The sequence below is a fragment of the Paenibacillus cymbidii genome (assembly GCF_004764705.1).
Classification (GTDB): Bacteria; Bacillota; Bacilli; order Paenibacillales; family NBRC-103111; genus Paenibacillus_AN; species Paenibacillus_AN cymbidii.
In genome coordinates this window covers 287085-311269 of sequence record NZ_SHLX01000006.1, presented here as the reverse complement: position 1 = coordinate 311269, position 24185 = coordinate 287085, and the positions used below count along the sequence as shown (strand labels likewise).

General features: G+C 51.7%; 17 protein-coding genes. 12 read left to right on the top strand and 5 right to left on the bottom strand.

The features are described 5' to 3' along the window. The first annotated feature begins 5 nt into the window (after positions 1-5). From EXY20_RS11070 to EXY20_RS11050, 5 genes are all read left to right on the top strand, one after another. Positions 6-6506, top strand: coding sequence for a S8 family serine peptidase (locus EXY20_RS11070; protein WP_167859164.1), 6501 nt, complete (start codon positions 6-8; stop codon positions 6504-6506). A 24-nt stretch (positions 6507-6530) separates the two neighbouring features. Continuing rightward, positions 6531-6875, top strand: a complete 345-nt coding sequence (locus EXY20_RS11065; protein WP_135550796.1) for a hypothetical protein — start codon at positions 6531-6533, stop codon at positions 6873-6875. 531 nt (positions 6876-7406) lie between these two features. Next, the gene (locus EXY20_RS39470; protein WP_207671251.1) at positions 7407-7766 is read left to right on the top strand and encodes a DUF4368 domain-containing protein; all 360 of its coding nucleotides are present in this window, start codon (positions 7407-7409) and stop codon (positions 7764-7766) included. A gap of 270 nt (positions 7767-8036) precedes the next feature. Then, positions 8037-8465: a hypothetical protein gene (locus tag EXY20_RS11055; RefSeq protein WP_235885567.1), complete on the top strand. Its 429-nt coding sequence runs from the start codon at positions 8037-8039 to the stop codon at positions 8463-8465. A 15-nt stretch (positions 8466-8480) separates the two neighbouring features. Next, entirely contained in the window at positions 8481-8741 is a 261-nt protein-coding gene (locus tag EXY20_RS11050) for a CPCC family cysteine-rich protein (protein ID WP_135550794.1), read from the top strand. A 1124-nt stretch (positions 8742-9865) separates the two neighbouring features. On the opposite strand, the gene EXY20_RS11045 is transcribed toward EXY20_RS11050, so the two are convergent. Together EXY20_RS11045 and EXY20_RS11040 are read right to left on the bottom strand one after the other, a co-directional pair. Beyond that, positions 9866-11602 carry a CotH kinase family protein gene (locus tag EXY20_RS11045; RefSeq protein ID WP_135550792.1) on the bottom strand — a complete coding sequence of 579 codons (1737 nt, stop codon included), beginning with the start codon at positions 11600-11602 and terminating at the stop codon, positions 9866-9868. A gap of 307 nt (positions 11603-11909) precedes the next feature. Beyond that, positions 11910-13376, bottom strand: a complete 1467-nt coding sequence (locus tag EXY20_RS11040; protein WP_235885565.1) for a glycosyltransferase family 39 protein — start codon at positions 13374-13376, stop codon at positions 11910-11912. 337 nt (positions 13377-13713) lie between these two features. Here EXY20_RS11040 and EXY20_RS11035 point away from each other — a divergent pair, with 337 nt between their 5' ends. Continuing rightward, positions 13714-15168, top strand: a complete 1455-nt coding sequence (locus tag EXY20_RS11035; RefSeq protein WP_135550788.1) for a glycosyltransferase — start codon at positions 13714-13716, stop codon at positions 15166-15168. Between the two features lie 344 nt (positions 15169-15512). On the opposite strand, the gene EXY20_RS11030 is transcribed toward EXY20_RS11035, so the two are convergent. Beyond that, positions 15513-16196 (bottom strand): hypothetical protein, encoded by a 684-nt coding sequence (locus EXY20_RS11030; protein WP_135550786.1) that lies wholly within the window; start codon positions 16194-16196, stop codon positions 15513-15515. 353 nt (positions 16197-16549) lie between these two features. Between EXY20_RS11030 and EXY20_RS11025 the strand changes: the two genes are divergently transcribed. Continuing rightward, a complete protein-coding gene (locus EXY20_RS11025; RefSeq protein ID WP_135550784.1) occupies positions 16550-17344 on the top strand; it encodes a hypothetical protein in 795 nt (264 codons plus the stop codon). Here the strand turns inward: EXY20_RS11025 and EXY20_RS11020 are convergent. Then, on the bottom strand, positions 17341-18213 hold the full coding sequence (locus tag EXY20_RS11020; RefSeq protein ID WP_135550782.1) for an amidohydrolase family protein: 873 nt from the start codon (positions 18211-18213) through the stop codon (positions 17341-17343). The genes EXY20_RS11025 and EXY20_RS11020 overlap by 4 nt on opposite strands. A 252-nt stretch (positions 18214-18465) precedes the next feature. On the opposite strand from EXY20_RS11020, the gene EXY20_RS11015 reads away from it, so the two are divergent. Beyond that, positions 18466-18816 (top strand): helix-turn-helix transcriptional regulator, encoded by a 351-nt coding sequence (locus EXY20_RS11015; protein ID WP_167859163.1) that lies wholly within the window; start codon positions 18466-18468, stop codon positions 18814-18816. Positions 18817-18947: 131 nt separating this feature from the next. Next, a complete protein-coding gene (locus tag EXY20_RS11010) occupies positions 18948-20456 on the top strand; it encodes an ADP-ribosylglycohydrolase family protein (protein WP_135550777.1) in 1509 nt (502 codons plus the stop codon). Between the two features lie 13 nt (positions 20457-20469). Here the strand turns inward: EXY20_RS11010 and EXY20_RS11005 are convergent, their stop codons facing one another. Next, positions 20470-21519 (bottom strand): AraC family transcriptional regulator, encoded by a 1050-nt coding sequence (locus EXY20_RS11005; protein ID WP_167859162.1) that lies wholly within the window; start codon positions 21517-21519, stop codon positions 20470-20472. 237 nt (positions 21520-21756) lie between these two features. Here EXY20_RS11005 and rhaA point away from each other — a divergent pair, with 237 nt between their 5' ends. From rhaA to EXY20_RS10990, 3 genes are all read left to right on the top strand, one after another. Beyond that, positions 21757-23034 (top strand): L-rhamnose isomerase, encoded by a 1278-nt coding sequence (rhaA, locus tag EXY20_RS11000; protein ID WP_135550771.1) that lies wholly within the window; start codon positions 21757-21759, stop codon positions 23032-23034. 151 nt (positions 23035-23185) lie between these two features. After that, positions 23186-23407 (top strand): hypothetical protein, encoded by a 222-nt coding sequence (locus EXY20_RS10995; protein WP_135550769.1) that lies wholly within the window; start codon positions 23186-23188, stop codon positions 23405-23407. 104 nt (positions 23408-23511) lie between these two features. Next, the gene (locus tag EXY20_RS10990; RefSeq protein WP_135550767.1) at positions 23512-24096 is read left to right on the top strand and encodes a glycerol-3-phosphate responsive antiterminator; all 585 of its coding nucleotides are present in this window, start codon (positions 23512-23514) and stop codon (positions 24094-24096) included. The last annotated feature ends 89 nt before the right edge of the window (positions 24097-24185 follow it).

Sequence of the window (24185 nt, the reverse complement as noted above, 5' to 3'; positions counted from 1 at the left end):
TTCGTTTGAATCGGTCGACAGTCAAAAAATCCATCCTATATGCGGTCCTTTTGACGCTGATATTCTCTTTATTCTCCAATACGGTTTTCGCCGCACCTTCGGTGCCCCACGATACGGAAACAAAAACCTATATCATCAAATACAAAGACGAAGAGAAAGGAAAAAAGGCGCTTAAGTCGATTCAAAAAAAGCAAAAAGTCAGCAGCGAGCTGAAGCATTTAAAGAAGCACGTGATTGCAAAATTAACGAAAGATGAGATGCTGCAGCTTCAGCATGATCCAAACATCGACTATATCGAACAAGATGCGGTCGTCAAAAAAGCAAGCGACACCGTCACAGCCAATATCTATCAGATTCACGCTGCTCAAGTTCAGGATTTGGGCGTTACCGGCAATGGCGTGAATATTGCTATCCTCGATTCGGGGATCGATCTCGACCATAACGAGCTGAATGTTGCGGGCGGCGTTTCTTATGTCCCGAACGATCCTTCGATTGATGATCCGAACGGCCACGGCACGTTCATCGCCGGAATTATAGGTGCGCTTAAGGACGAACAAGGGCTGGTGGGGATTGCTCCGAATGCCAACCTGTTTGCCGTCAAGGTACTCGACCAGAGCGGCATCGGCACCTACAGCCAGGTCATTGACGGCATTGAATGGGCGATCGAACATGACATCGATGTAGTATGCATGAGCTTTGTCGGACAGAACGATTCGCAGGCATTGCAAGACATCCTGCAAACCGCTTACGACAATGGAATGATTTTGGTTGCGGCAGCGGGAAATGACGGGCAGAACAATGCCATCGCCTACCCTGCCAAATACAGTACGGTTATTGCAGTAGGCGCCGTTGACGCTCAGAATCAACGGGCTTCTTTTTCGAACAAAGGACCGGAGCTCGCGCTCATGGCGCCGGGCGTCGATGTGCAAGGATTGACGTTATCGACGAGCTACACCGCTTTAAGCGGCACCTCCGTTTCAACGGCCCACGTGGCCGGTGTCGCGGCGCTGCTGAAGAGCAGCAATCATGATTTGAACAATCAGCAAATACGGCAAGCCCTGCAAGACGGCGCCACATCGGCCGGCACGCATGAAGAGTACGGATACGGCTTATTGGACGCAGCAGCCGCTTTGATTCAAGCGAGCGGAATGACCGGGATACCGGGAGGGGACGGAGGCGGGAACGATCCCGGAGGCGGCGATCCGGGAACGGAGCCGGGAGGCGGATCGGCGGAGCCCGATTTCGTTAGCTATACGGCTGAAGAAGTGGTGGAGATATTCGGCGTAACCGGGGAGTGGCTCCAACAGGAGCTTGATAAGGGTTATTCCATTCGCGACATATCGACTGCCTTGATGAAACAACAAATCGAAGGGATCAGTTATGAAGCGGCCATTGCGGCGGATCCGGTTGCCATTAACGATTCGGACACTGCAGAAAGCAGCATTGACAGCGAAATGTCGGTAGAAGGCTCTGAAATTATTGCCAATCAAAGCGATATCGTGGTCGCCGCCGATGTTGCCGCTATAGCGCCGGATGAAACCGCGATACAGAATGTGAATTTGTCGGTCGATCAGGCCCCGTACAGTATCCATAACAACAATGAACAAATTTCCACGTTGTCCGGCAGTTTATCGACCAGCATCACCGATTTGACCCTGCCCGGGAGAAACGGTCTTTCTTTTGGCCTGACCCGTTCATACGACAGCAATGCTTCCCAGTTCTACGATATGGATGCCGAAGTGACTACAACGCCTGTTGTCGAACAACAACAAACCGGATATAAACTCACCTTTTTGGAAGACTGGCGGCAAATCAACCAGCGCTATAAAGTGAAGGTGGACATGGCCCGATTTGTTGCGGAAAAATCGAATTGTACGGTCAACCCGTCCTACAACCCTATCATGGTGAACGATCCTCCGCAGACCCCTCATCGGGAACAGTTGTATTCCATTTTCACACAAGCCTTGAACCGGGCAGTAGAATGGAGTCAATGGTATGCGATAACGGACTTTCATGCCAACTATGCAAACTGGACCTCTTGCGGCCCGCCCAACTATTATAGCTGGAGGTACTTTGACGCCAACAACCCGTTGACCTCAAGGATCATTCTGGACGATGCCATCAATGAAACGACGAATGTACACCAGAACGTTTCGGCAAGCAGTCTGTATTTGAACCCCTCGAATTTATTCGAAGCTTATCAGCAAGCTAACGATGCAAGAACATTCATAAACAACAATAAAGGGCAAGTATATTCCGATACGGGGTGGCAGGGCAGCAACGAGACCGGCTACAGCAAAGTCCAGCACAGCATCTCCAACTCCCCGAACCCGGTCGTCCAGCCTTATATTGAGCAAGTTGCCGGCATCCAAACGAATGTAAAAAATATCACCGTTCCGACATTCGAAGAGTCCCGCTTCCCTCTGGGCCAAGGCTGGAAATGGAATATTGCCGCTATTGAAAGCAAAGATGCCAAACAATACCTGCATCTCGATAATGGGGGGACCTACGAGATCAGCGGCAATACGCTTGTCGGGTATCCTTGGCAGGATCTCTTTTTTGGCGCGGACTATTCCGTTTCGGTAAACGGGGAAACCGCTGCTTATGTATTGAAAAATATAGTGAGCGGCCAAAAGCAGTATTTTAACGGGGAAGGCCAGCTTATTGAAATTGCCGATGCCTACAATAATACGATCACTTTTAATTACTCCCAGGTTGCGGGTTATGGCAAACAACTCACAAGTATTGTGGATGCAATTGGCAATAGCATCACGATCGCCTATACGTCAAGTACGGTGGTACTGTCCAAAGTGACCGGGAACGGCACACAAACCGTTACCTATACGAAATCCAAGTCGGGCGGGAAAGAAATCCTAAGCAGTGTTTCCGATCCGCTAAACCGGAGAACGACGTACAGCTACAGTATCAAAAACGCCAAATTCAATTTCGTATCGGGGTCCAGCGTCGAAGTGAACAATTCCTACGCGCTGTTGACCGGAATCAAATATCCGACCGGAGCCCAGAGCGTTTACACCTACGAGACGGCACCTGTTAAACGCATGCTCGGGGAAAGCGGATATCACTATCAATATCGGGTACAAGCTGCCCGGACGGAAGTTACATTAAGCTCGGGAACCAAAGAAAATTACAACAATCGGTCATTTGCCTATAGCGGCGACATGAAGGCGGTGTATGGCTACAATACCAGCTTCTCCACCATCGTATCGGATGCCCGTTCCAAAACAACGTACGATTACAAAAGAGTGTTTATCGGCAATGCTATCCCGGAGACTTACTATAAGGTAGCGGAGAGCCAACAATCGCTAACGACGCCGGTGTATAAGCAGATGACCGAGTATGCCTACGATGAAGCGCGCAGGCTGCCGGTGCCGAATACGATCACGACAAAGATGACCAAAACGGAAAACAATCAGACCGTCGCGTCGGTACCGATTACCGAACAACGATCGTACAACGACTACGGTCAATTGCTGGCGAACACTGACCCGCTAGGCGTGCAATCGACGTTTACTTACGACCCGGGAACCCATTGGCTGCAATCCGTCACGAAGCCGATTAGCAACAATCAAGTGCAATACAGCGGATTCAGTTACAATGCTTCCTCAAGCCTGACACAAATGATCGTAAGGGAAACGAATCAAGTCGGCAAATTAATGTCGCAAGTCGATATCGCATATGATAGTTTCGGCAATCCGATCACCCTGTCGATCAAAGATGACAGCCGGGTTAACGTAACAACCAACGAGTATTCCCCGGCATACGGCAGCGCTTTTGTCACGCGACATTCGTCTACCGTAACGGATGCGGATGGCCAGACGAGCACGATATCGCAAACCGCGGCGTACGACAAGTCCACCGGCTTGATGACCCGGTATGAGGACGGACTGGGCCACCATATTCAATATACGTATGACCAATTGAATCGGGTGAAACAAGCGGCATATGATGACGGCGCAAGCGTAGCCCTGACGTATAACGATACGACAAATGAAGTAACCATGACCGATGAATCGGGAGTTAAGACGAAGACGGTATTCAATCCGATTGGCTGGAAAGTGGAGTCCGGGGTATTCGAAAGCAATGTCTATAAGTATAAGGAAAAAATAGTTTACGATCCCTTCGGAAATGTGAAAACTTCACAGAATGCCAAAGGGAACATGACTTCCTATACTTACGATGCTTGGGGCAGAGTCCTGACGGCGACAGCGCCGCTGAGCAATAAAACGACGGTTGTTTATGACGATATTAACCATACCGTTACCACAAAGGATGCCGAATCGAATGAAATCAAACAATCTTTCGATCAACTCGGCAGAATGACGAAAAACGAAGAATTGCGTCCGAATGGATCAAGCATTACCTTTACGTATGATTATGCAGGCAACAAGCGAACTTCAACGGATGTATATAACCGAACCACTTCCTATCAGTACGACGTGTTGAATCGTTTGGTGTCCGTAACCGATCCTGAGTTGCGTACGACACAATATGCTTATAGTTTGGCCAATCAGTTGATTGAATTGCGGGATCCGGATGGCAAGAAGTCGATTAAGAAATACGATGAACTCGGACGATTGATTCAAAGCATCAATCCATTGGGAGAGACGGAAACCTACTTCTACAATCCGGTAGGCCAATTGTCCAAAACGATCGACGGCAAAGGGCAATTGCAAACCTACGGGTACAATAGCCGCAACTTTTTAACCGCTGTAACCGGAACCGATTCTGTCGCTTATTCGTACGATCTATCCGGAAGACGGAAATCGATGACCGATGTCACCGGAACCACCTTGTATGACTACAATAGCATGGGACAATTGACCAAAGTGACCTATCCGGACAGTAAATTTTTGCAATACGTGTATGACGCCAACGGAAATCGTACGCGGATGACGGGACCTTTTGGCCAGATTACCAACTACACGTACGATTCGGCCGATCGCTTGACGATCGTCAAGGATCCGACAAATAATGAAGCTGCCTACAAATACAAATTAAACGGGCTGCTGGCCGAAATCAAACAAGGGAATGGCAATACGAGTAATTACACGTATGATGGTTTGCTTACGACGAAAGTAGAACAGAAAAATAGTCTCGGCACCGTTCTGAATACATTTACTGCCGGATATGATCGGACTGGCAATATGACTGCCCGTTCGGATAACGGCGTATCTTTTTCTTATACTTATGATGCGTTGAACCGCATTCAGACAAATTCCCAGAATGCCGAGCAATACGCATACGATAGCCGCGGCAATCGACAAACGCTGCAAACGGAGCAAACGCCTAACTTTGAGCTGAATCAATACAGCTATGACAGTCTCAATCGGTTGACGGGCGTAGTCAAACAAGATGGCAGAAGTGTAAGCTATAAGTATAATGGCGACGGTTTGTTGTACGAGCGCAAAGAGAGTAACGAAACGATCCGATATTACTATGACGGCAGCCAAATCATTGCCGAGGGGATCGTTAATCCGAACAGGAGCGTGTCGCTGAAAGCAAGGTATATCCGGGGAGTCGGGCTGGTCGCTCGTGCGGATGCCGCAGGAACGAAGGCTTACTATTTAAGCAATCTTCACGGCGATATTGTGGAATTGCGCAGCGCCGCAACCGGCAGCTCTAACGTGAGATTGAACCAGTATACTTACGATATTTGGGGAAATCCGCTCTCCACTCAAGAAACGGTTGCCCAACCGTTCCGCTATAGCGGCGAAATGTGGGACAGTACGACGAATTTACAATATTTGCGCGCCCGTTGGTATAATCCCGGCACCGGAAGATTTATTGCAGAGGATACGTATGAGGGGCAGATCGATAATCCGCTTACGTTGAATCTTTATACGTATGTGGGGAACAATCCGCTTACCAGGTGGGATCCTACTGGACATAAATGGTACTATCTATGGATTGATGACTTAGCAGTAGCAACTTATGATGGTATGAAAGAAAGAGCAGATGAAATGCTCAACGACCCAAACTGGTATACAGTAGGTAACTGGGCCACAATGGGTACGTTTGATATGGTAAATGGCGCTATCAATCCCGAAGAGCCTTTATCACTACAACATTGGATTGATTCAGCAGGAACAGTTTTGCTAATTTATGGTGCTTGGTCAACCGCGGCAAGGGGAGCGACAACGGGTGTTACAACGTATGAGGGGATAGGGAATGCGGAAAAATTTGCATTAGGTCTATCGGATTATCTGGATGACTTTGCAGTTAATCGAGGAGCTAAAACTTGGAAGGACTTCCCTGACCCTGAAAATTGGAAATCAACAGTATTAGAAAGACTGTACAACCAAAATGTACAGATAGAATTTAATCTTACTGGAGTAGACAGTCCATGGGCTTCTGTATCGAGGGCGGCAAGGGGGGCTGGCGGGGCAACAGATTGGGAATTACTTCAAATTAAATCAAATCCTCAAGTATGGGATAGAATTACATGGTTTGACAATGGAAGTATAGTTGCGAATCCATTTGAATAAAAAATAAAGGAGAAAGATGTAACTATGATACGATCCTTTGATAGTAGAGACTTTAAATTTTGGCATTACAACATTAGTCATGGTGAATTACTCATAAGAAGCACTAAGAGCGCAAAGAACACCAAGAATATTGATATCATGTTTTTTGATGTAACTTATGTAGAATTACCACGAAATATATCTAATTTAAAAATTGAAGAGGTAAAGGATGATGATGTTCGATATGTTATGGAAAAAATTTACAAGCCTATAAGAACTGAAAATATCACCATTCTGTCTTCTAATGACAAGCGTTATTTGGTAGTTGCAAGTTTAATGAAAATTGTTGAAAATGATTTAGATATGTTTGAATTGCCTTTTAACGAGTAATTCTTGATATTCTCAAAAACAATTGAAGTGGCATTTTTTAAAATCCATGACCACTAGAAGTCGCATCAATGCTATCAATTTAAAACAGTCTAAAAATTAATTATAGCCACAATGCGACAATCCTTGCATTGTGGTTTTCTTTTTTCCGCCGCGGCTCACGAAATTCGAAATTCCCTTTCATAGTGTACTACAAATTGTAAATAGCGATTTTTACAAACGTAATACAAGCCAAATTTAATGTGGCAAACAGTGTTGACATACTCGATATGGCGTGATGGCAGCAGCAAGACCGCCGGTGGCAAGGGCGGACGTGGTAGCTTCGTTTGTAATCAGGCGAGGACAAGAGGTAAAGCGTATTGTTCCTTCCATTATATCAGCTACGTTGATATGTACGAACTCTTATTGCTGGATATTCGTCACCATGCCCACATGGCCAATGAGGAGGAGCAGGAATTTGTGGACATGCTGGCGGATCAGCACTAGAGTCAGCAAAAGAGACAGTGGAAAGCAGCGAGTAAGGAACGTGAGCAATTGGAAAAAAGAGATGTTGAGCTACAGACCATTATACGGAAGCTGTATGAAGACAATGCGTTAGGTCGGATTTCCGATGAGCAATATGTATCACTATCGCGAGACTTCATAGAAGAACAGGCTCAGATGAAGGAACGGTTCAAGTTGCTGGAGGATCAACTCGGACAGGCCGAGAGTAAGCGTGAGAACTCGATCCGCTTTTTGGAAGCAGTAAGACAATACACTGATGTAAAGGAATTAACGAAACTGATCTTAACGGAATTGATCGACAAGGTTGTTGTGTTTGATGCTGAGAAGGTTAATGGCAAGCGTATGCAACGCATTGAGATATACTACAGGTTTGTAGGCTTACTTTCGTAAACGACTGAAGTTTTTACTTCGTTAAAAATAGAACACCCCATTGATCTATACTGATCCGACGGGCCAGAGTTGGGAGTGGGTAGGAAATGCGTGGAGTGCGATCAAGCATAATGCAGTAAATAGTTGGAACGATTTCAAAGCAGTTAATTCTTCATGGGAATCGGCATTGGGTTACTACACTTTAGGATTTACGGATCCATTTTTCGAGGCCTATTATGCTGATCCTTCTTCAAGTGATTATTGGCTAGCCCAAGCAGAGATTTTATTGAAGTGGCTATTGGTCCTGGTGTTATTGAGAAGCAAATGGCTGCTAAAGCTGCGGAATCAGGCGTGGCCGTTACTTTGTATGAGGGAATGAGTTATGCTGGAAGAGCTTACACTGGTACAAGGAATGCCGCGTCTGATTTTACAAGAGGCAATGGTAAGAGCACTTTGACAAAACATTTTAATGACCATAAAGATGATTTTGGTTATACGACTGAATCTGAATATCTAGATGGTTCAAGAAATTTTCTTGAAAAGTCCCCCACTTCAACAACACAATCTTTTGTTTCAAACGAAGGGACATATTTTAGATACGATACGGCCACTAATGAATTTGGGATAATAAACCAATATGGTGGTATATCAACTTATTATAAACCAACAGAAGGGTTAATATATTGGGCGGATCAAATTAAACAATATGCTCCCAAGTGAGAGGGGAAACGAAAAATGAAGAGAATACAGTGTCCTTGTTGTAATAATTTCACAATAGAAAGCAATGATGAAGTGGTAGTAGATATTTGTGACGTATGTTTTTGGCAATTCGATGCTGTGGCTCATGCTAAGCCTGACTTAAACATAGGGGCAAACCATATTTCATTGAATCAAGCAAAAGAGAATTACAAACAATTCGGTGTTTGCAAGCCCCAATACAAGAGTATGGTGAGAGAACCGCTAGAAGAAGAATTGCCAGAAAATAATTTAGAATAGAGGCTTTGCCCACAACTATTCTGAAGTTTATATTGTGGCGAATGACCTCTAAATAGGTAATAGAATTATTAGGCCCTCAGTAATTCCACAATTAACCACAATGCGACTAACCCTCGCGTTGTGGTTTCTTTTTGTTCGCGACGGCACACCCGGTAGCAAAATAACCGAATAGCGTGTGCACGGCGGAAAGCGATACACGAGGAGCAAGTAGTAGGGGCCGTTGCAATCATCAATAACCATCTTTCTTTAGGGGGGGAGCCCGGTAGCGAGCTTCGTAGCTTGGTCATAAGATTTTGCAGAACAACGTAACGATTGGCATCTTCAAGCCTATCCTGAGCAAGCCTGTAATTTTAGCGAATTTCCTTTCTTTTCTATTCAACCGAATTTGTGATCCACCACCATTCGCAAACCATCATCGATTTTGCATTTGGACGTGAGGGAGTCGTTGACTCGCAGGCTCTTGCCGAAAATCGCCGATTTCCGTCCATATTGTATTGCAATTTGTAGTCGGTGCAATGAATATTACCTCGCTATCATGCCAATACGAATAGGCACATGTACACAACCATGCGCCAGAACGACAAAAACCGTCCAAATTTCAATTTGACCGCAGGGGTGAGTAGTTTTATGCTTCGTGCAGTCCGTCCATGGGCTTCCGTATCGAGGGCGGCAAGGGGGCAGGCGGGGCAACAGATTTGGAATTACTTCAAATAAAATCAAATCCTCAAGTATGGGATAGAATTACATGGTTTGACAATGGAAATGTAGTTACGAATCCATTTGAATAAAAAATAAAGGAGAAAGATGTAACTATGATACTATCTTTTAATAGTAGAGACTTTAAATTTTGGCGTTACAACATTAGTCATGGTGAATTACTCATAAGAAGCACTAAGAGCGCAAAAAACACCAAGAATCTTAATGAAAATTGTTGAAAATGATTTAGATATGTTTGAATTGCCTTTTAGCGCTCAAAAATCGCCGCAGCACCGCTTTGAGTTATAGGCGATACCGCTACAGCGTTTATATCATACTGTGCGGCGTTCGTGGTGCGGTATATTATCATTTTGGCAAGGCAAAAAATATAGGGCGTCCCAACGGACGCCCTTGTATTATTCTTTCCCCTATTGCTGGCGAGGAGACATGGTGAGCATTTGATTGATTTGTTCGTCGGATAGTTCCAATTCGTGCAATTGCGCTTTTTGTTCATCGGTCAAGACGCCATTCGAGGCGGATCGAATGATGTCAAAAGCTTTTTGCAGCTTTTCTTGATCCCTGCCTGACGGGAAACCGCCCCCGAAGCCCTTACCTCCTGGCATGCCGTTTCCGCGGCCACTCGATCCGAGCTTCGACAAATCCACGGATGAGGCATCCACGAGATGGCTTGCATCCGCCTGCTGACCTTCTGTCGTGGAAGGGATTTCGCCGCTGAGTTGACCTTGAATGCTTTCGGCTCTCAGTGTTCCCAGTTTGGTCAATTCTGTGACAGCGGTCTGATACTCTTCGTAAGTGTTGAAAGCGCTAGGATCGTTTTTCACATATTCCGCGATCAACTGATCCAGACTCTCTACTTTTTGCTCGAATTTGCCGTTCGCGAAATATCCGTCTACGATTTCTTGCAAATAGGAGTGGTACTTTTCCTTGTATTCCGGAACTTCCAGGAGTTTGCCCAATATCGACCGATCTTCAAGCGAGACGCCAGACAAAGGTGTATCGATCGCAAGATTCACGACGTCGGACGCATTGCCGGATTGAAATCCGCCGAATGACATATTATAATCCCAAGGCAGCATGCTGATCTGACCGTTATTCTCGTAGAGGTAATAGTTATGCCCCATATTGGACGTATAACTGTCCATGTTCACGACCACCGTGTGCGCGGCAAAATATTTCAGAACAGCGTCGACATCCACATATTGGCTCAAATCCGTTCCCTCGTTCAAATGTTTCAATGCCGTGACGACCCGATTGTTATCCTCTTCCGTCGTTTTCGTTTCGGCATTGTCGAAGATGGCGGAATAACTGCTTAATTGATCATCGGTGTAGATCAACGAAACGCCGTTATCGGCTCCGTTCATCCCGCGGCCAGCACCACCTCCGCCGAACGGACCTGCTTCTTTGCCGCCGGGTTGCGTCCCTGCTTCATTCGCATTGGGAACTGGCTGCTTTCCTTCCGGCTTTCCACCGGCGCCAGGGTTACCCATGCCCATCGCACCGCCCATTCCTTTGTCGTCGTTATTCGGCTTATAGAGTTCGCCTTCTCCATCCTTCGTCCGGTCGAGGTACCCGCTGTCAATATCCTCGACCGCCAAATAAAATCCCCAGGCCTCCCCGTTCACCGTCATATTCGCAAAAGCGAACAGCGGGGCATCTACCCCGATATAACTCATGATGTCGTAGCTCAAATACTCCTTCATGTAGCTGCTATCCGAAATCATATTGTTGACAACGAGCTTATCGAGTCCCATCCAGGTTTGATCATCCACATATTCATCAAATTTGATTTTGAAGCTGAAGCGATCGGTCGTGTCGTCGTTCGAGACTTGCTTCAAGCTGGAATTGCCTTTGGGTCGGATGCCTACATTTTTTATCGTAGTGCCATTGATCGTAATGTCAGCCGGGATATACTCTTCTTCCTCCGCATTATCCAGCATCTTCTCCCATTCACCCTGGTCCGCATCAATCGACACCGTCATAATCTGTTGTTTATCCATTTCTTTCACGTATCCGAGCTCGGAGGATTGCGTTTCAATCGTTGCCGATGCTGCTTCGTTTCCCGTTGTTCCCGATGTACATCCCGTCAGCAAAATTGCACATAATAGAAGTACGTTCAACCGTTTAACCATTTTCGATTTATTCATGATTATCATCTCCTTATGTTTCCAACGCCGTCGGGACTTTGAGTATCTCTTTGACCGTATCTTAGAAGCTCAACCTTAAACGTAACTTAAATCGCTTATGTTAATTAACGGTTCCCGTTTGGCTCCGTCTGTCCGGTTCGGTTGTTCTGTCTGGTTGGGTTGTCGTTCAAGTTTTGCCGGCTGCCACCCTGACCGCCGCCCAAGGCAGGCCCTCCATTCGTTCGGGAAACGGAGCCGTTGTCGGGAATGGTCTGAGCGGTGATGGCGTCGCAGGAGGCCATCGTCAGGGTGCAGGCAAGCAACACCGTCAGCCGAATTGCACAGGTTCGGTTGTTTGGCATTCGTTTCGTTTCTCCTTGTTCGGGAATATAGCGGCGTACGCGTCTTTGAACCCCATCCAGGACATGGCCAGCACCAGCGGATAAACGGGGAACAGATAGCGGGATTTGATTTCCCATAGCAGATAGAACCCGATAAAGCCCAACATCACCAGCACCAACGGGGTTTCCGCGAAGCGGCCGGCCCGGATCCCGCCGATCAACCGAACCAGCATGAAGCCGTACATCACCATATTCATCGCATAAAGTATCCAGATCAGACCAACACGGGCGGAAGAACTCCCCTTGAACCATTCTGTTGCAGATGTAGTATAGCTGTAGCGGTCCCCGACGGCGCCGAACCCCCTGCCAAATGTGGAGGAGCCATTGCCGACGCCATAACGTTCCACCTGATAGGTGCCCTCGGTCCACATCCAGACCAGTTTTTTGTAATACATGTTGATCAGATCGCCTGCATCCGCTTCCGACCATTTGCGGCCGATCTCGTTCTTGAACAACGCCTCGCTTTTCTTCTTATCGTATCCTGCCTGGCGCTGATAGATGGTGTAGCTCTGACGATTGTCCCAGAAGCCGAACGTTTTCACGTTGATGCCCATGTTCAGCCACATGTAGACCGGGGCGGAATTGGCGGTTACCGAGCCCTCGACTTTGCCCGTTGCCTGGAGCAGGAGGTTCTGCGCCCAGCCCGGAACCATAAACAGCACCACGGTCATGCCCAGGGCAAGCACTGATTTTTTCACGCCGATTCGCCGGATTTGCAGCAGAATGCCGATGGCGATCGCCAGCAGAAATATGGCCCCGATGCTCCGAAAGTAATTCCCTGCGGCCAGAAGCACCGCGGCACCAAGCATATGCTTCAGGGAAAGCTCCTTCATGAACCGGACGGCGAAGTACAAGGCAGAGGTCAATAAGGCGGTGGCAATGACATCGTTATAAATAAAATTGTTCATGAACAGCGCGGGAGCATAGGTTGCCGCCAGTACCAGCACGCCGTAATCATGGGTCTGCGACCAGGGATTCAGCTCCTTGTACAGCAAATAGACCGTCAGCGTCGTCAGCAGGGTGAAGCCAATGTTGAAGCATTTGATTATCAGATAGTTATCCGGGAACAAGGACAGCAATGTTTTCAAGTACAACACGATGGAGAAGTTAAACGGAAACATATGCAGGTAGCCCGAGGTCGCAAAGCTTGAATAATCTCCCCGGTAAAGCATGTTCTGCGCCAGGGAAAGCACTGTCTGGGAATCATCCGTAGGCAGCCTCGGGAAAAGAAAAAGAATCGCCGTTTGCAGGGCGAAGGAAACAAGCAACACAACCGGGATGACGATCCGCTTCGGATAGTTGTCCAGCCAGAAACTCAAACGATACAGTCCGAGTCCCAGCAGCAGCACGACGGCGGCGACAATGAGGAACAGCAGCGGCTGCTGCTTCTCCAATACCGGTGTGTCCCCATAAACCGCGTACAGATATTTCGCCCTCACAAAAAAGGAGGAAGCCACAAACAGCCCCAGGAAAAGCGCGAGCAGTACATACAATGATTTGTAGATTCCCTTGACCATGGAGGAGCCGTCCCCCTTTATGTGAAAATCGGTGTCTTGTTTGCAACGATTATAATGGCCGATTCTGAAAACCAGTTGAAAATCAGTTTAAAATCAGGCTATAGAATGGTCGCAAATTTAGAATTGTTTCGAATTTGCCATGAACACCGCTTGTCAACCGGGCCGATGTTCCGTCACAATGGGGTCATGACCATGAAGAAGGACCGATACAGGAGTGAGCGAATTGCTGACCAGCATCATCATCGTTACCTACAACAAATTGGACTACACGCAGGCGTGCATCTCCAGCATCCGGCAGTATACGGAGCCGGGAAGCTACGAGATCATCGTGATCGATAATCAATCCGGCGACGGGACGAGGGACTGGCTGCTGGAGCAGGAGGACATCCGTGTCGTGCTGAATGACGACAACGCCGGGTTTCCCCGCGGGTGCAACCAAGGGATTGAGCTTGCCCGCGGCGACTACATCTTGCTGCTCAACAACGATACGATCGTAACGACGCGCTGGCTGACGAACATGCTGGCCTGTTTTGCCAGCGGCGATACCATTGGGGCAGTCGGCACGGTGACGAACAGCTGTTCCAACTTTCAGGAAATCCCGGTGACGTACCGGGACATGGACGAAATGCAGCGATTCGCTGCCAAATACAATGTATCCAACCCTCTGCTGTGGGAAGAACGTTTGCGATTGATCGGCTACAATCTGATGATACGCCGCGACGTGATGAACCGGGTGGGACCGCTCGACGAACAGTTTACCCCCGGCAATTACGAGGACGACGATTTGTCTTATCGCATCAGGCGGGAAGGGTTTCGCTTGCTGCTGTGCAAGGATACGTTCATTCATCATTTTGGCAGTGTGTCGTTCGGGGAACAACGCGAGCGGTTTCACCGGCTGTTGGAAACGAACGGGCGGAAGTTTGCGGCCAAATGGGATTTTGAGGCTGCGCACGATACGCATATTCGCTTCGACATCGTCGACCTGATCCGCAAAGCCCGCAACGAGCCGCATCGCATTCTGGAGGTGGGCGCCAAGGCGGGAGGCACATTGATGAAAGCCCGCTACCATTACCCGAACGCCAAGCTGTTCGGCATCGAGGAGCGGGAGGGGGGAGCGCGATCGATCGGCTTGTTCGCGACGGCTCTGCAAGGTGATGTGAAGATGATGTACGAGATACTGCCTGTCGGCTATTTTGACGTGCTTTTTATTCACAATCAGTTGCATCGTTTCCCTGATCACCTTGCCTTGCTGAAACGGGCGCGCGAGCTGCTCAAGCCGGACGGCGTGCTGCTGGCTACCGTGCCCAATTTGCAGCAGCCGCATGTGCTGTATGCGCTTCTAGACGGCACGATTCGCCGGGAGCAGCTGGCCGCATTAACATATACGGAAATCATGGGATTGCTGCATGAAGCCGGATTTGCGGACGGGCTGGTGACGGGGATTTACAACGGCATTTCCGAGAAGGATAACGCGGTCCTGCGGGAAATGAACGCCTTGCGCGAAGTTGGCGCGCCGTATCATTTCAATTTCAGCGAGTTTGTCGTTCGGGCGGTCAATCCGCCGGGCGGATCCGTTCCTGCGGCGGACAAGCCGCTTAATGACGCCCGGATCGAAATGTTCGAACGCTTGAGCGGCGTAGCGCCGATCGAAGAGCTGGTGCTGCAATAGGATGGGGGCCCCGCTGAACCGGGCGAGAGCCGGCGGGCGGGGTTAATCCCTGCCCGAGCGGTGCGCCGCGCTCGACCGGCTCCGCCCACCCCGGCCTGCCGATGCGCCGTATCCAACCGGCTCCGCCCCCCCCGCCCGATGCGCCGTACCCTACGGCCCTGCCCGCCCGGCAATTATATATGATTTTTCATATATAATTGCCGCCAAACGCGCCAAACGACCAATTATATGCGATTTTTCATATATATTCGTCCATTTCGACGCTTCGACAGGAATTATATATGATTTTTCATATATAATTCTGCAGCGGGTTAGCGCACCAATCGCACGGCGGACGGCTACGGCTACACCAAATCCGGGCTTTGAATGGAGCCGATATACTCGTAGCAGGTCACCCGCCCGGATTCCCCCTGTGCCACGGCGCGAAACTTGCCTTTATTCACCAGCACGCGGCAATGCTTGATGACCGTCATCGTATGAAGCTCCAACTCCCGAGCGGCTGCGGCCGGGCGAATGACACGATTGCCCCGAATCGCCGCTCGCATCAAGTCGCGCTCGATCTTGGAGTACGATCGCCCTCCCGATCTTCTTGCACTGCTCTCGGCCGACAAGTACGGGGACAAAATCTGCTGCAATGCGGATAAAATAAACGCCGGATTTTCTTTCAGCTCGTCCAGGGCGATGTAGTGGATCGCGCAGTTTTGCGCCTGAATGAAAAGTCCCCGGTTCAAGTCCATGCGATACTTCGTCCGGTCCGTGCCGTGGGAGCCGAAGTCCATGATTTCGAACGCGATGCGCACGGCTCCGATCACCCACATGAAATCGACAAAATAGGATCTTCCGCGCCAGTCTTTCACCTCATATTCCGGATGCAGACCGTGAAAATGTCCCACGAGCGGCCACCACACTTGCAAGGCGAACAACCGATTCCCGTAACCGTGACCCCGCTTCAGGGCATCGAGCCGCTCGCCGTTTCGTCGCCGCAAATGATCGCTTATCCATCTGTCGTGCTCCACCTGAAAACTCATTCCGCGTCCCCCTCGCATTCCCGTATTTCTTCGCATACGCACCAAGCGCAATCAAACATCAAAAAGCCCCGGCTCCTTTCCGGTCGTTGGAAAGGAAACGGGGCATGCTTTGCCGCCTGATCATCGTTTGAATAGTAAAATTATGCCACAACCCACGGAGGAACGCAACGTAGCATAGTGCGACAAACAGGCAGGCGGCGATGCCGGGAGAGCCTCATCCGCGTATTCACCGAAGCCGGTGCGAACCAATTCCAATCGATTGCCTCTGGAAGACCATGGTATACTACTGGGAAGCCGCATCAGGCAGGGGAGAATCGATGGCCCTGACAAAGACGAAGAGAAAGGGGACATGCATGATGCGTTTTGACCGGTATATCGGCATCGACTATTCGGGCAGGGGGCTGCCGTACGAGCGGACGGCGGGGATTCAGGTGGCGGAGGTCGATCGGGAAGGGCGCTTCCGGCGCATCGCTCCGGCGGACAGCCGGGCGGCAACGTTCAATTGGTCGCGCAGCGAGCTGTTTCTGTATATGCGCGAAACGCTGACGGCCGGGTGCGGCGACAGGGTGATGATCGGCATCGACCACAACTTGTCCGTCCCGCGCTCTTACTTCGAGAGGCATGGACTGCGGGACTGGGACGAATTTCTGCGCCACTTCCAGGCGCTGTGGAACACGAAGACGATGTCGGTGGCAAGTTGCCGCGAGCAGGTGCCGCCTTATGAGAATCCCGGCGAGCTGAGGGTGACGGAAACATACACCTCCTCGGCCAAAAGCGCGTTCAACTTCGAGCAAAAAACCGGCGCCGTCTCCTATTCGACGCATGCGGGGCTGCCGTGGATTTACGAATTGCGCTCGGCGGCGCGGGAGCGCCTCCACGTATGGCCGTACGACGGCTGGGAGCCGGCCCCGGACGCCGGCGTGCTGGCGGAGGTGTATCCCGCGCTGCTGTATCAGCGCTACAAGCGGCGCGACGATTTTCCCCGCGATTGGCCGCGTGACGCACAGGACGCGCTCGTCATCGCCCTCTGGCTAAACGAGCGGGACGGGAACGGCACATTGGACCGTTACCTGCAAATGAACACGCTGACGGAAGACGAAAAGCAAATCGCCGCGCAGCAGGAAGGCTGGATCCTCGGCGTCGGTTAGCCGCGAACTTCCAGCGGCACCAGCTTCAATGCGTTGCCGGAGTAGATTTTGGCAAGCACCTGCTCGGGCAGGTGCAACGAGTCAAGCAGCTCCTGATGGATATTATCGAAATAATCCCGCCCGTACAGAATCCGATCCTGAAATTCAAGCAGGAATTGTTTGGTAAACTCATGGTCCCGGTTCAGCGCCCGATGGCCGGAGCCGGCAGAGATGTCGCAGTAAAGATTGGGGTATTGCCGCAGCATGGAGACAACTTTGCCTCCGGGTATCACTTTGCCTTCCGGATATGCGACTTTGTCATACTGGTCGTCACCGGAAATATGGGCCCAGAAGCCCGGGGCATGGCCCAAAAAAATCGTCTCCGGACACGCTTTGACCGCGCGTTCGAACGCTTCGATCCCGCCGCCGTACCACCAATTGGGCCGTGGATACTGCTGACCGGTGTCAAATTCGTAATCGATATGCACAACCACGGGCAAGCCTTTCTCGCCGCAGAAGCGGAACAGCCGGATCGCATCCGGGTTGTCGTACATCATGCGCAGCTTGATTTCCCCGTAGATCCGCACGCCATATAAGGAAATGGCGGACTTCAAACGATCGATGGCATCCGGACGACGCGGGTCGGGCGCATAGCCGAGGACGAATTTTTCCGGGTACCGTTCCGCATAAGCCACGCATCGCTGAAACGATATGGGTCCGGTTCCGTCATGGTCGGGAAGGACCGCATAGTAGGACGGGTTGTATTCATCCTGTGGCGCTTCCCAGCTTAATAACCAGGTGCGGTCGATGTTGTATTGTTCCATATTTTGCAGAAACCTTGTGACCGAAAAGCCGTACCAGTCGGGATGGTTATGTGCATCGATGATCATGACGCAGCCCTCTCTTTTCCCAATATACGAGTGGTCCGTATCCACCACCTCTCTATGTTAAGATGCTAGTCATTCCCATGCATGCCAAAATGGAAAGCGATTCGGCCATTCCGGAACACGATTCGCCGAAATTTCCGCCCGTCCGGCAAGCTCCGGCAGCCGGCTATACCGCCGCCAGACCGGCGTCTGCCAGCAGCCTCAAGAGCTCGCTGCGCGCATCGGCAATGCGGCGGTCAAGCTCGTTCGCCGCCAGTGGACCGCCGTCCGCACCGTCTGATCCGGCACATTGACGACAATCTGGGCGGCGACCTGTCGATCCCGTCGTTATGCCGCAAGTTTGTGGTAAGCCGAACGCATCTGTACGACACGTTCAAAAAACGGTTCGACTGCGGCATCTCCGATTACGTGCGCCAAGTCCGCGCCGAGCAGGCCAAGGTGATCATCCGCGAAGAGACGAGCAGCATGACGGAAATCGCCGAGCGGCTCGGGTACAGCAGCGTTCATTATTTTTCCAGGGACTTCAAGAAAATCACCGGCATGCCCCCCACGGATTACGCCATAAGCATCCAGGCGCGCTCGGCGATGATCAACAATCGGCCGTAGGCCAACGTATAGGGTTGCAAGCTGGCTCAAAAAGAGGATATCAGAAAGCAATCGATCCGGAAATCGCGCTATTTACGCCGGGAATGCCGGCCTTTCATAATGGAAGGAAACGAAACCGGAGGTAAACCCGCGTGAACCTTTCGCAACAAGAGTACCGCAACAAGCTGCTGGGCTGCTGGATGGGCAAAAACATCGGCGGTACGCTCGGCGCCCCGTTCGAATGGAAACGGCAGCTCAATGCCGTGACTTTCTATACGCAGCCGTTGAACGGCGAACCGCTGCCTAACGACGATCTCGATTTGCAGCTCATCTGGCTGGTTGCGCTCGAGGAGCGCGGCATCGACCTGAGCGCCGGCACGCTGGCCGAATACTGGCTGCTCTACATTACCCCTCACTGGATGGAATACGGCAACGCCAAAAGAAATCTGCGCGCCGGCCTCATGCCCCCGCTCAGCGGCGATGAAAACAACCCTTACCGCGACAGCTGCGGCGCCTTCATTCGCTCGGAAATTTGGGCCTGCATCGCGCCGGGCTGTCCGGACATCGCGGTTCGTTACGCCTATGAAGATGCCATCGTCGATCACGGCCATGGGGAAGGGATGTACGCGGAGCTGTTTTTCGCCGCGCTGGAAAGCGCCGCATTCGTGGAGCACGACCCCGGCGCGCTGATCCGCATCGGGCTTTCGTACATCCCCGAGGATTGCCTGGTGGCGCGGGCGATACGCGATGCGATCGAACTGCACCGCGAAGGGGGAAGCTGGGTCGAGGCGAGAAACGCCATCCTCGCCCGCTATCGCGGCCACTACATGACGTACGCCGGCATCTCCGACGAAGACCGGGCCCGCGGCTTCGCGGACGGCCCGGTCGGCATGGACGCGCCTTCCAATGCGGCGATCGTCGTCATCGCCTGGCTGTACGGCCGCGGCGATTTTGGCGAATCGTTGTGCATCGCCGTCAATTGCGGCGAAGATACCGACTGCACAGCCGCAACGCTTGGCTCGATCTTCGGCATCATCGGCGGCATCGATTCCCTGCCGTCCGCCTGGATGGCGCCGATCGGCCGCGGCATCAAGACGATATGCCTGAACATGGGCGAGCTGGGCGGGCAAATTCCGGCCACGATCGACGAACTGGCGGATCGCGTGGAGCGGATCGCGCGGCAGGTGCTGCTTCGTCACGCGGGGACTGCCGGCGTCACGTTGTCCGAATCGCTGCCGACCGATCGGAGCGATAGGGACGAAGCGAAGCTGCTCGCGCGCGAAGGCGCCGAGCCGGTGTATGCCAGTTCCCGCGGCCCCGTCTGCCGGTTCGATCATTGGGAAGCGAGGATCGAGTACACGGACGGCCCTTATGCGCGCGGCAGAACGCCGACGTCGCTTGCGCTGACGATCGTCAACAACGGCAAGACGGCGGAATGCGTCAATGTACGCTGGTTTCTGCCGGACGTTTCCTGGCAGGTGGCGCCGGCCCCGTCCGGCAAACGGTTCGTCGGCCCCTTCGGCGGCAGGCAGCGGATCGAATTCGCGCTAATCGCCGAAACGGTCGTGGAGCCGGCCGTTCGTTTTGCGATCGAGCTGACGTTGGACGGCAAGCCGACGGTAATGCTCGTGCCGGTCGTGCTGCTGAACGGATCGCTGTAGCCGCTCTCGGGCGCTACAGGCCGCGGCGATCGTTGTCCCGGGCTTGCTGGCGGTAAAGGCCGGGGGTCACGCCGCACGCCTCCTTGAAGCGGTCGTAAAAAAACTTCACATTGGAGTAGCCGATTTCGGAGGCGATTTTGCCGACCGGGAAGTCGGTGTTTTCCAGCAGAATCCGCGCTTTTTTCATTTTGACGTCGGTCAGAATCCGGATAAAGCTTTGCCCGGTCGATTGTTTCAGCACCCGGCTCAAGTAATTGGGATGAAAATGAAAATGTTGCGCCGCGGATTCGAGCGTGACGTCCCGATAGTTGCTTTCGAGATAAGTGAGTATATCCGCCAGGGCGGCGATCCCCTTGTTTCCTTGTCCGTCCGTGCCGCGCTGCTTGCGGTACACGCGAAGCAGCTCGCAGAACAGCAGCGCCATGAAGCTGTTGATCGCTTCCGCCGAACAGAGGCCCGGATCGTAAAATTCGCCAAGCGCGCCGATTATCCATTGCCGGGCCTTGTCGTTGCCGTGCGTGGGGAACAGCAAATATTTGCCCCGCTCCGTGCTGCGGTAAACGGCATCGATGAAAAAATGGGACAAAATATCGTTGCCGGACAACCGGCCGAGCATATCGGTATTGAAATAGCTGGTGCGCATGATGCAGTTGATCACGATGTCGTCATCGCCGGCCGGCTCGAAGGAATGCACCACATTGGTATCCAGCAGGCAAATTTCGCCTTCGCGCATCGTGACGCGGTTGCCGTTGATCGTTTGGGTGCACGAGCCGGAGTACACGTAATTCAACTCGATAAACGAATGCCGGTGGTCCCGAACGTACGCATAGCGCGGGTGTTTGGAGAAGGCGATTTTTTGGCCGGGATCGAGAAGGAAGCTTTCCGGTACGATATCCGGCGCAGCCGTTTCGGCGGATTCGACGGATTCCGCAGAAGCAAGATAAGGGATGGAAAGTTCGTCGCCTTCGAACACGAGGCGGCGCGGTTCGGCGTACGCCGCCTGTTCCAGCTCGTTCTTCGTTCGCAGCAGCTCGTCCAGCTCCCGTTCGTTCAAGTGAATCACCTGCGCTTTCGCTTCTTGTCGTCGTCTCCCCGATTTTACCACGATCCGTTTCGGCTGGCACGAGGTTTGAAAAGGATAATGATATGATTGCATCCGGATATTTCGGATCGTGGTTATTTGGTCTACAATGACGGAAAGACGAGCCAATCCGTTAGCAGTGAGAGTTTAGCAAGCAAGCAGAGAGAGTTTAGCAAGCTAAACTCCCTATATTGCCCTATATTTGGAGGGATGAAGACGATGGACGAGACGATCAAACAAAGGTATGAAAATGCCAAAGCGCTTTACAGCCAGCACGGCATCGATACCGATCAGGCGCTGCAGGCGCTGGCGGCAATCAAAATTTCCATGCATTGCTGGCAAGGGGACGACGTGCGGGGATTTCTCAACCGCGACCAGGAGTTGACCGGCGGCATCTCTGTAACAGGCTCCTACCCGGGCGCCGCCCGGACGCCGGCCGAGCTGCGGAGCGACCTGGAGAAGGCGCTGTCCCTCATCCCCGGCAAACATAAGGTGAACCTCCACGCCATTTACGCCGACACGGAAGAGAAGGTCGAGATCGACAAGCTGGAGCCGAAGCATTTTCAGACGTGGGTCGATTGGGCAAAAGATCAAGGGCTGGGGCTCGATTTCAACCCGACCTGCTTCTCCCACGAAAAATCGAAGGACGGCTTTACGCTCAGCCATCCGGACCCGGACATTCGCCGCTTCTGGATCGACCATTGCAAGGCGTCGCGGACGATCGGCGCGTTTTTCGGCGAGCAGCTCGGGCAAACTTGCGTGACCAACGTGTGGATTCCCGACGGCTTCAAGGATATTCCCGCCGACCGGATGGCGCCGCGGCAGCGGCTGCTGGAATCGCTCGACGAAGTGTTCGCGGAGAAGCTCGATCCGAAGCACAATCTCGATGCCGTGGAAAGCAAGCTGTTCGGCCTCGGCTCGGAAGCTTACGTGGTCGGGTCCCATGAATTTTACATGGGCTACGGCATTACGCGGAACAAGCTGATCTGTCTGGACGCGGGGCATTTCCACCCGACGGAGACGATTTCGAACAAGCTGTCTTCGCTTGCCTTATTCGCGGACGGCATCCTGCTGCACGTCAGCCGCCCGATGCGTTGGGACAGCGACCACGTCGTCATCCTCGACGACGAGCTGCTGGACATCGGCCGCGAACTGGTTCGTCACGACCTGCTGGGCAAAACGTACATCGGCCTCGACTTCTTCGATGCGAGCATCAACCGGGTGGCCGCCTGGGTCATCGGCATGCGCAACACGATCAAATCGCTGCTGCGCGCCATGCTGGAGCCGGTCGAAGCGCTCAAGCAAGCCGAGCTGGAAGGCGACTATACGACGCGTCTGGCGCTTGCGGAGGAATTTAAAACGTATCCGTTCGGCGCGGTATGGGATTACTACTGCGAAACCATGAACGTTCCCGTGCGGGAAGCCTGGCTGGCCGAAGTCAAACGTTATGAGCGTGAAGTGCTGCTGCAGCGCGAAGCTGCGAACGGCTTGTCGTAATTGGATTGGAAAACCTTCCGCGCTTTTGCGTCTATCATCCGATTGGTCGGAGGAATGGCGCAAAGGAACGGGAGGTTTTTTCTTCATCAGCCGCCGGGGAAAAAAAGTCGTCTCGCCTTCGTCCTCGCAACATACAATGCAGAGAACGGCAATGAACGAAACGGCGGGAGTGGGATGCGGGATGAGTAGAGTTAGAATGATTCGCTCTGTCTCGATCGGAGTCGTCATAGGCATACTCGCTTTGGGTCTTCTGCCTTTTCTTGCGGTATTCAGTTGTGCGGAAATGTACGGCTTGGCAGATCCGGTTGATTTGGACCAATTGATTGAGCATCCGCTCGTTTTCTTAGGCGCCATTATCAAAATGAAAAAATAGACGGGCTCAATCAGGGGCCAACTAGTGATTGATTATTTGAATCGGGCTTACTATAATGAGCATAGGTTTCGCATCGACTCGTAGCGAAGAGAAGGGAATTCGTTATGCCCCTGTTGCACGCCATTGGCAATAAGCCGATTATCGCTGCCATAAGGCAAGCATCGGATGTGCCGCAAGCGCTGGGCAGTCCGGTGGACAACCTCTTCTTCATGGGCGGGAGCGTCAAACAGTTGATCGATGCGGTGAAGCGGACGAAAGACGCCGGCAAGGGCGCATTCGTCCATGTCGATCTGATCCGCGGCCTTTCCAGCACCGACAAGGAGACGGTTGAATTTATCGCCGATTGTGCAGGCGCCGACGGTATTGTGACGCCCAAATCGCATTTGATTAAAGAGGCAAAACGCGTAGGGCTGTACGGCATTTTGCATTTGTTCGCGCTCGATTCGACAGCGATGGAGAACGGGCTGAAGCTGGCGCAAGCAAGCGTTCCCGACGGCATCGAACTGATGCCCGGCATCATTCCCAAAGTAATCGAACAGTTCGCCAATGAACTGACCCATATTCCGATTATCGCCAGCGGGCTGATTCAGACGAAAGCGGAAGCGGCCCAGGCTTTGGCCGCCGGAGCGACCTCGCTTTCGGTAAGCAGCCCGGCGCTGTGGAGCCTCGGCTTCGACGATATCGCATAACTGCATACGGCAAGATGAAGTTTGGAGTGAGGATGAAGAGAAAGCTCCGGGCAACGAGTGGGACCGTACGGTCCTTGTTTCGTTGTCCC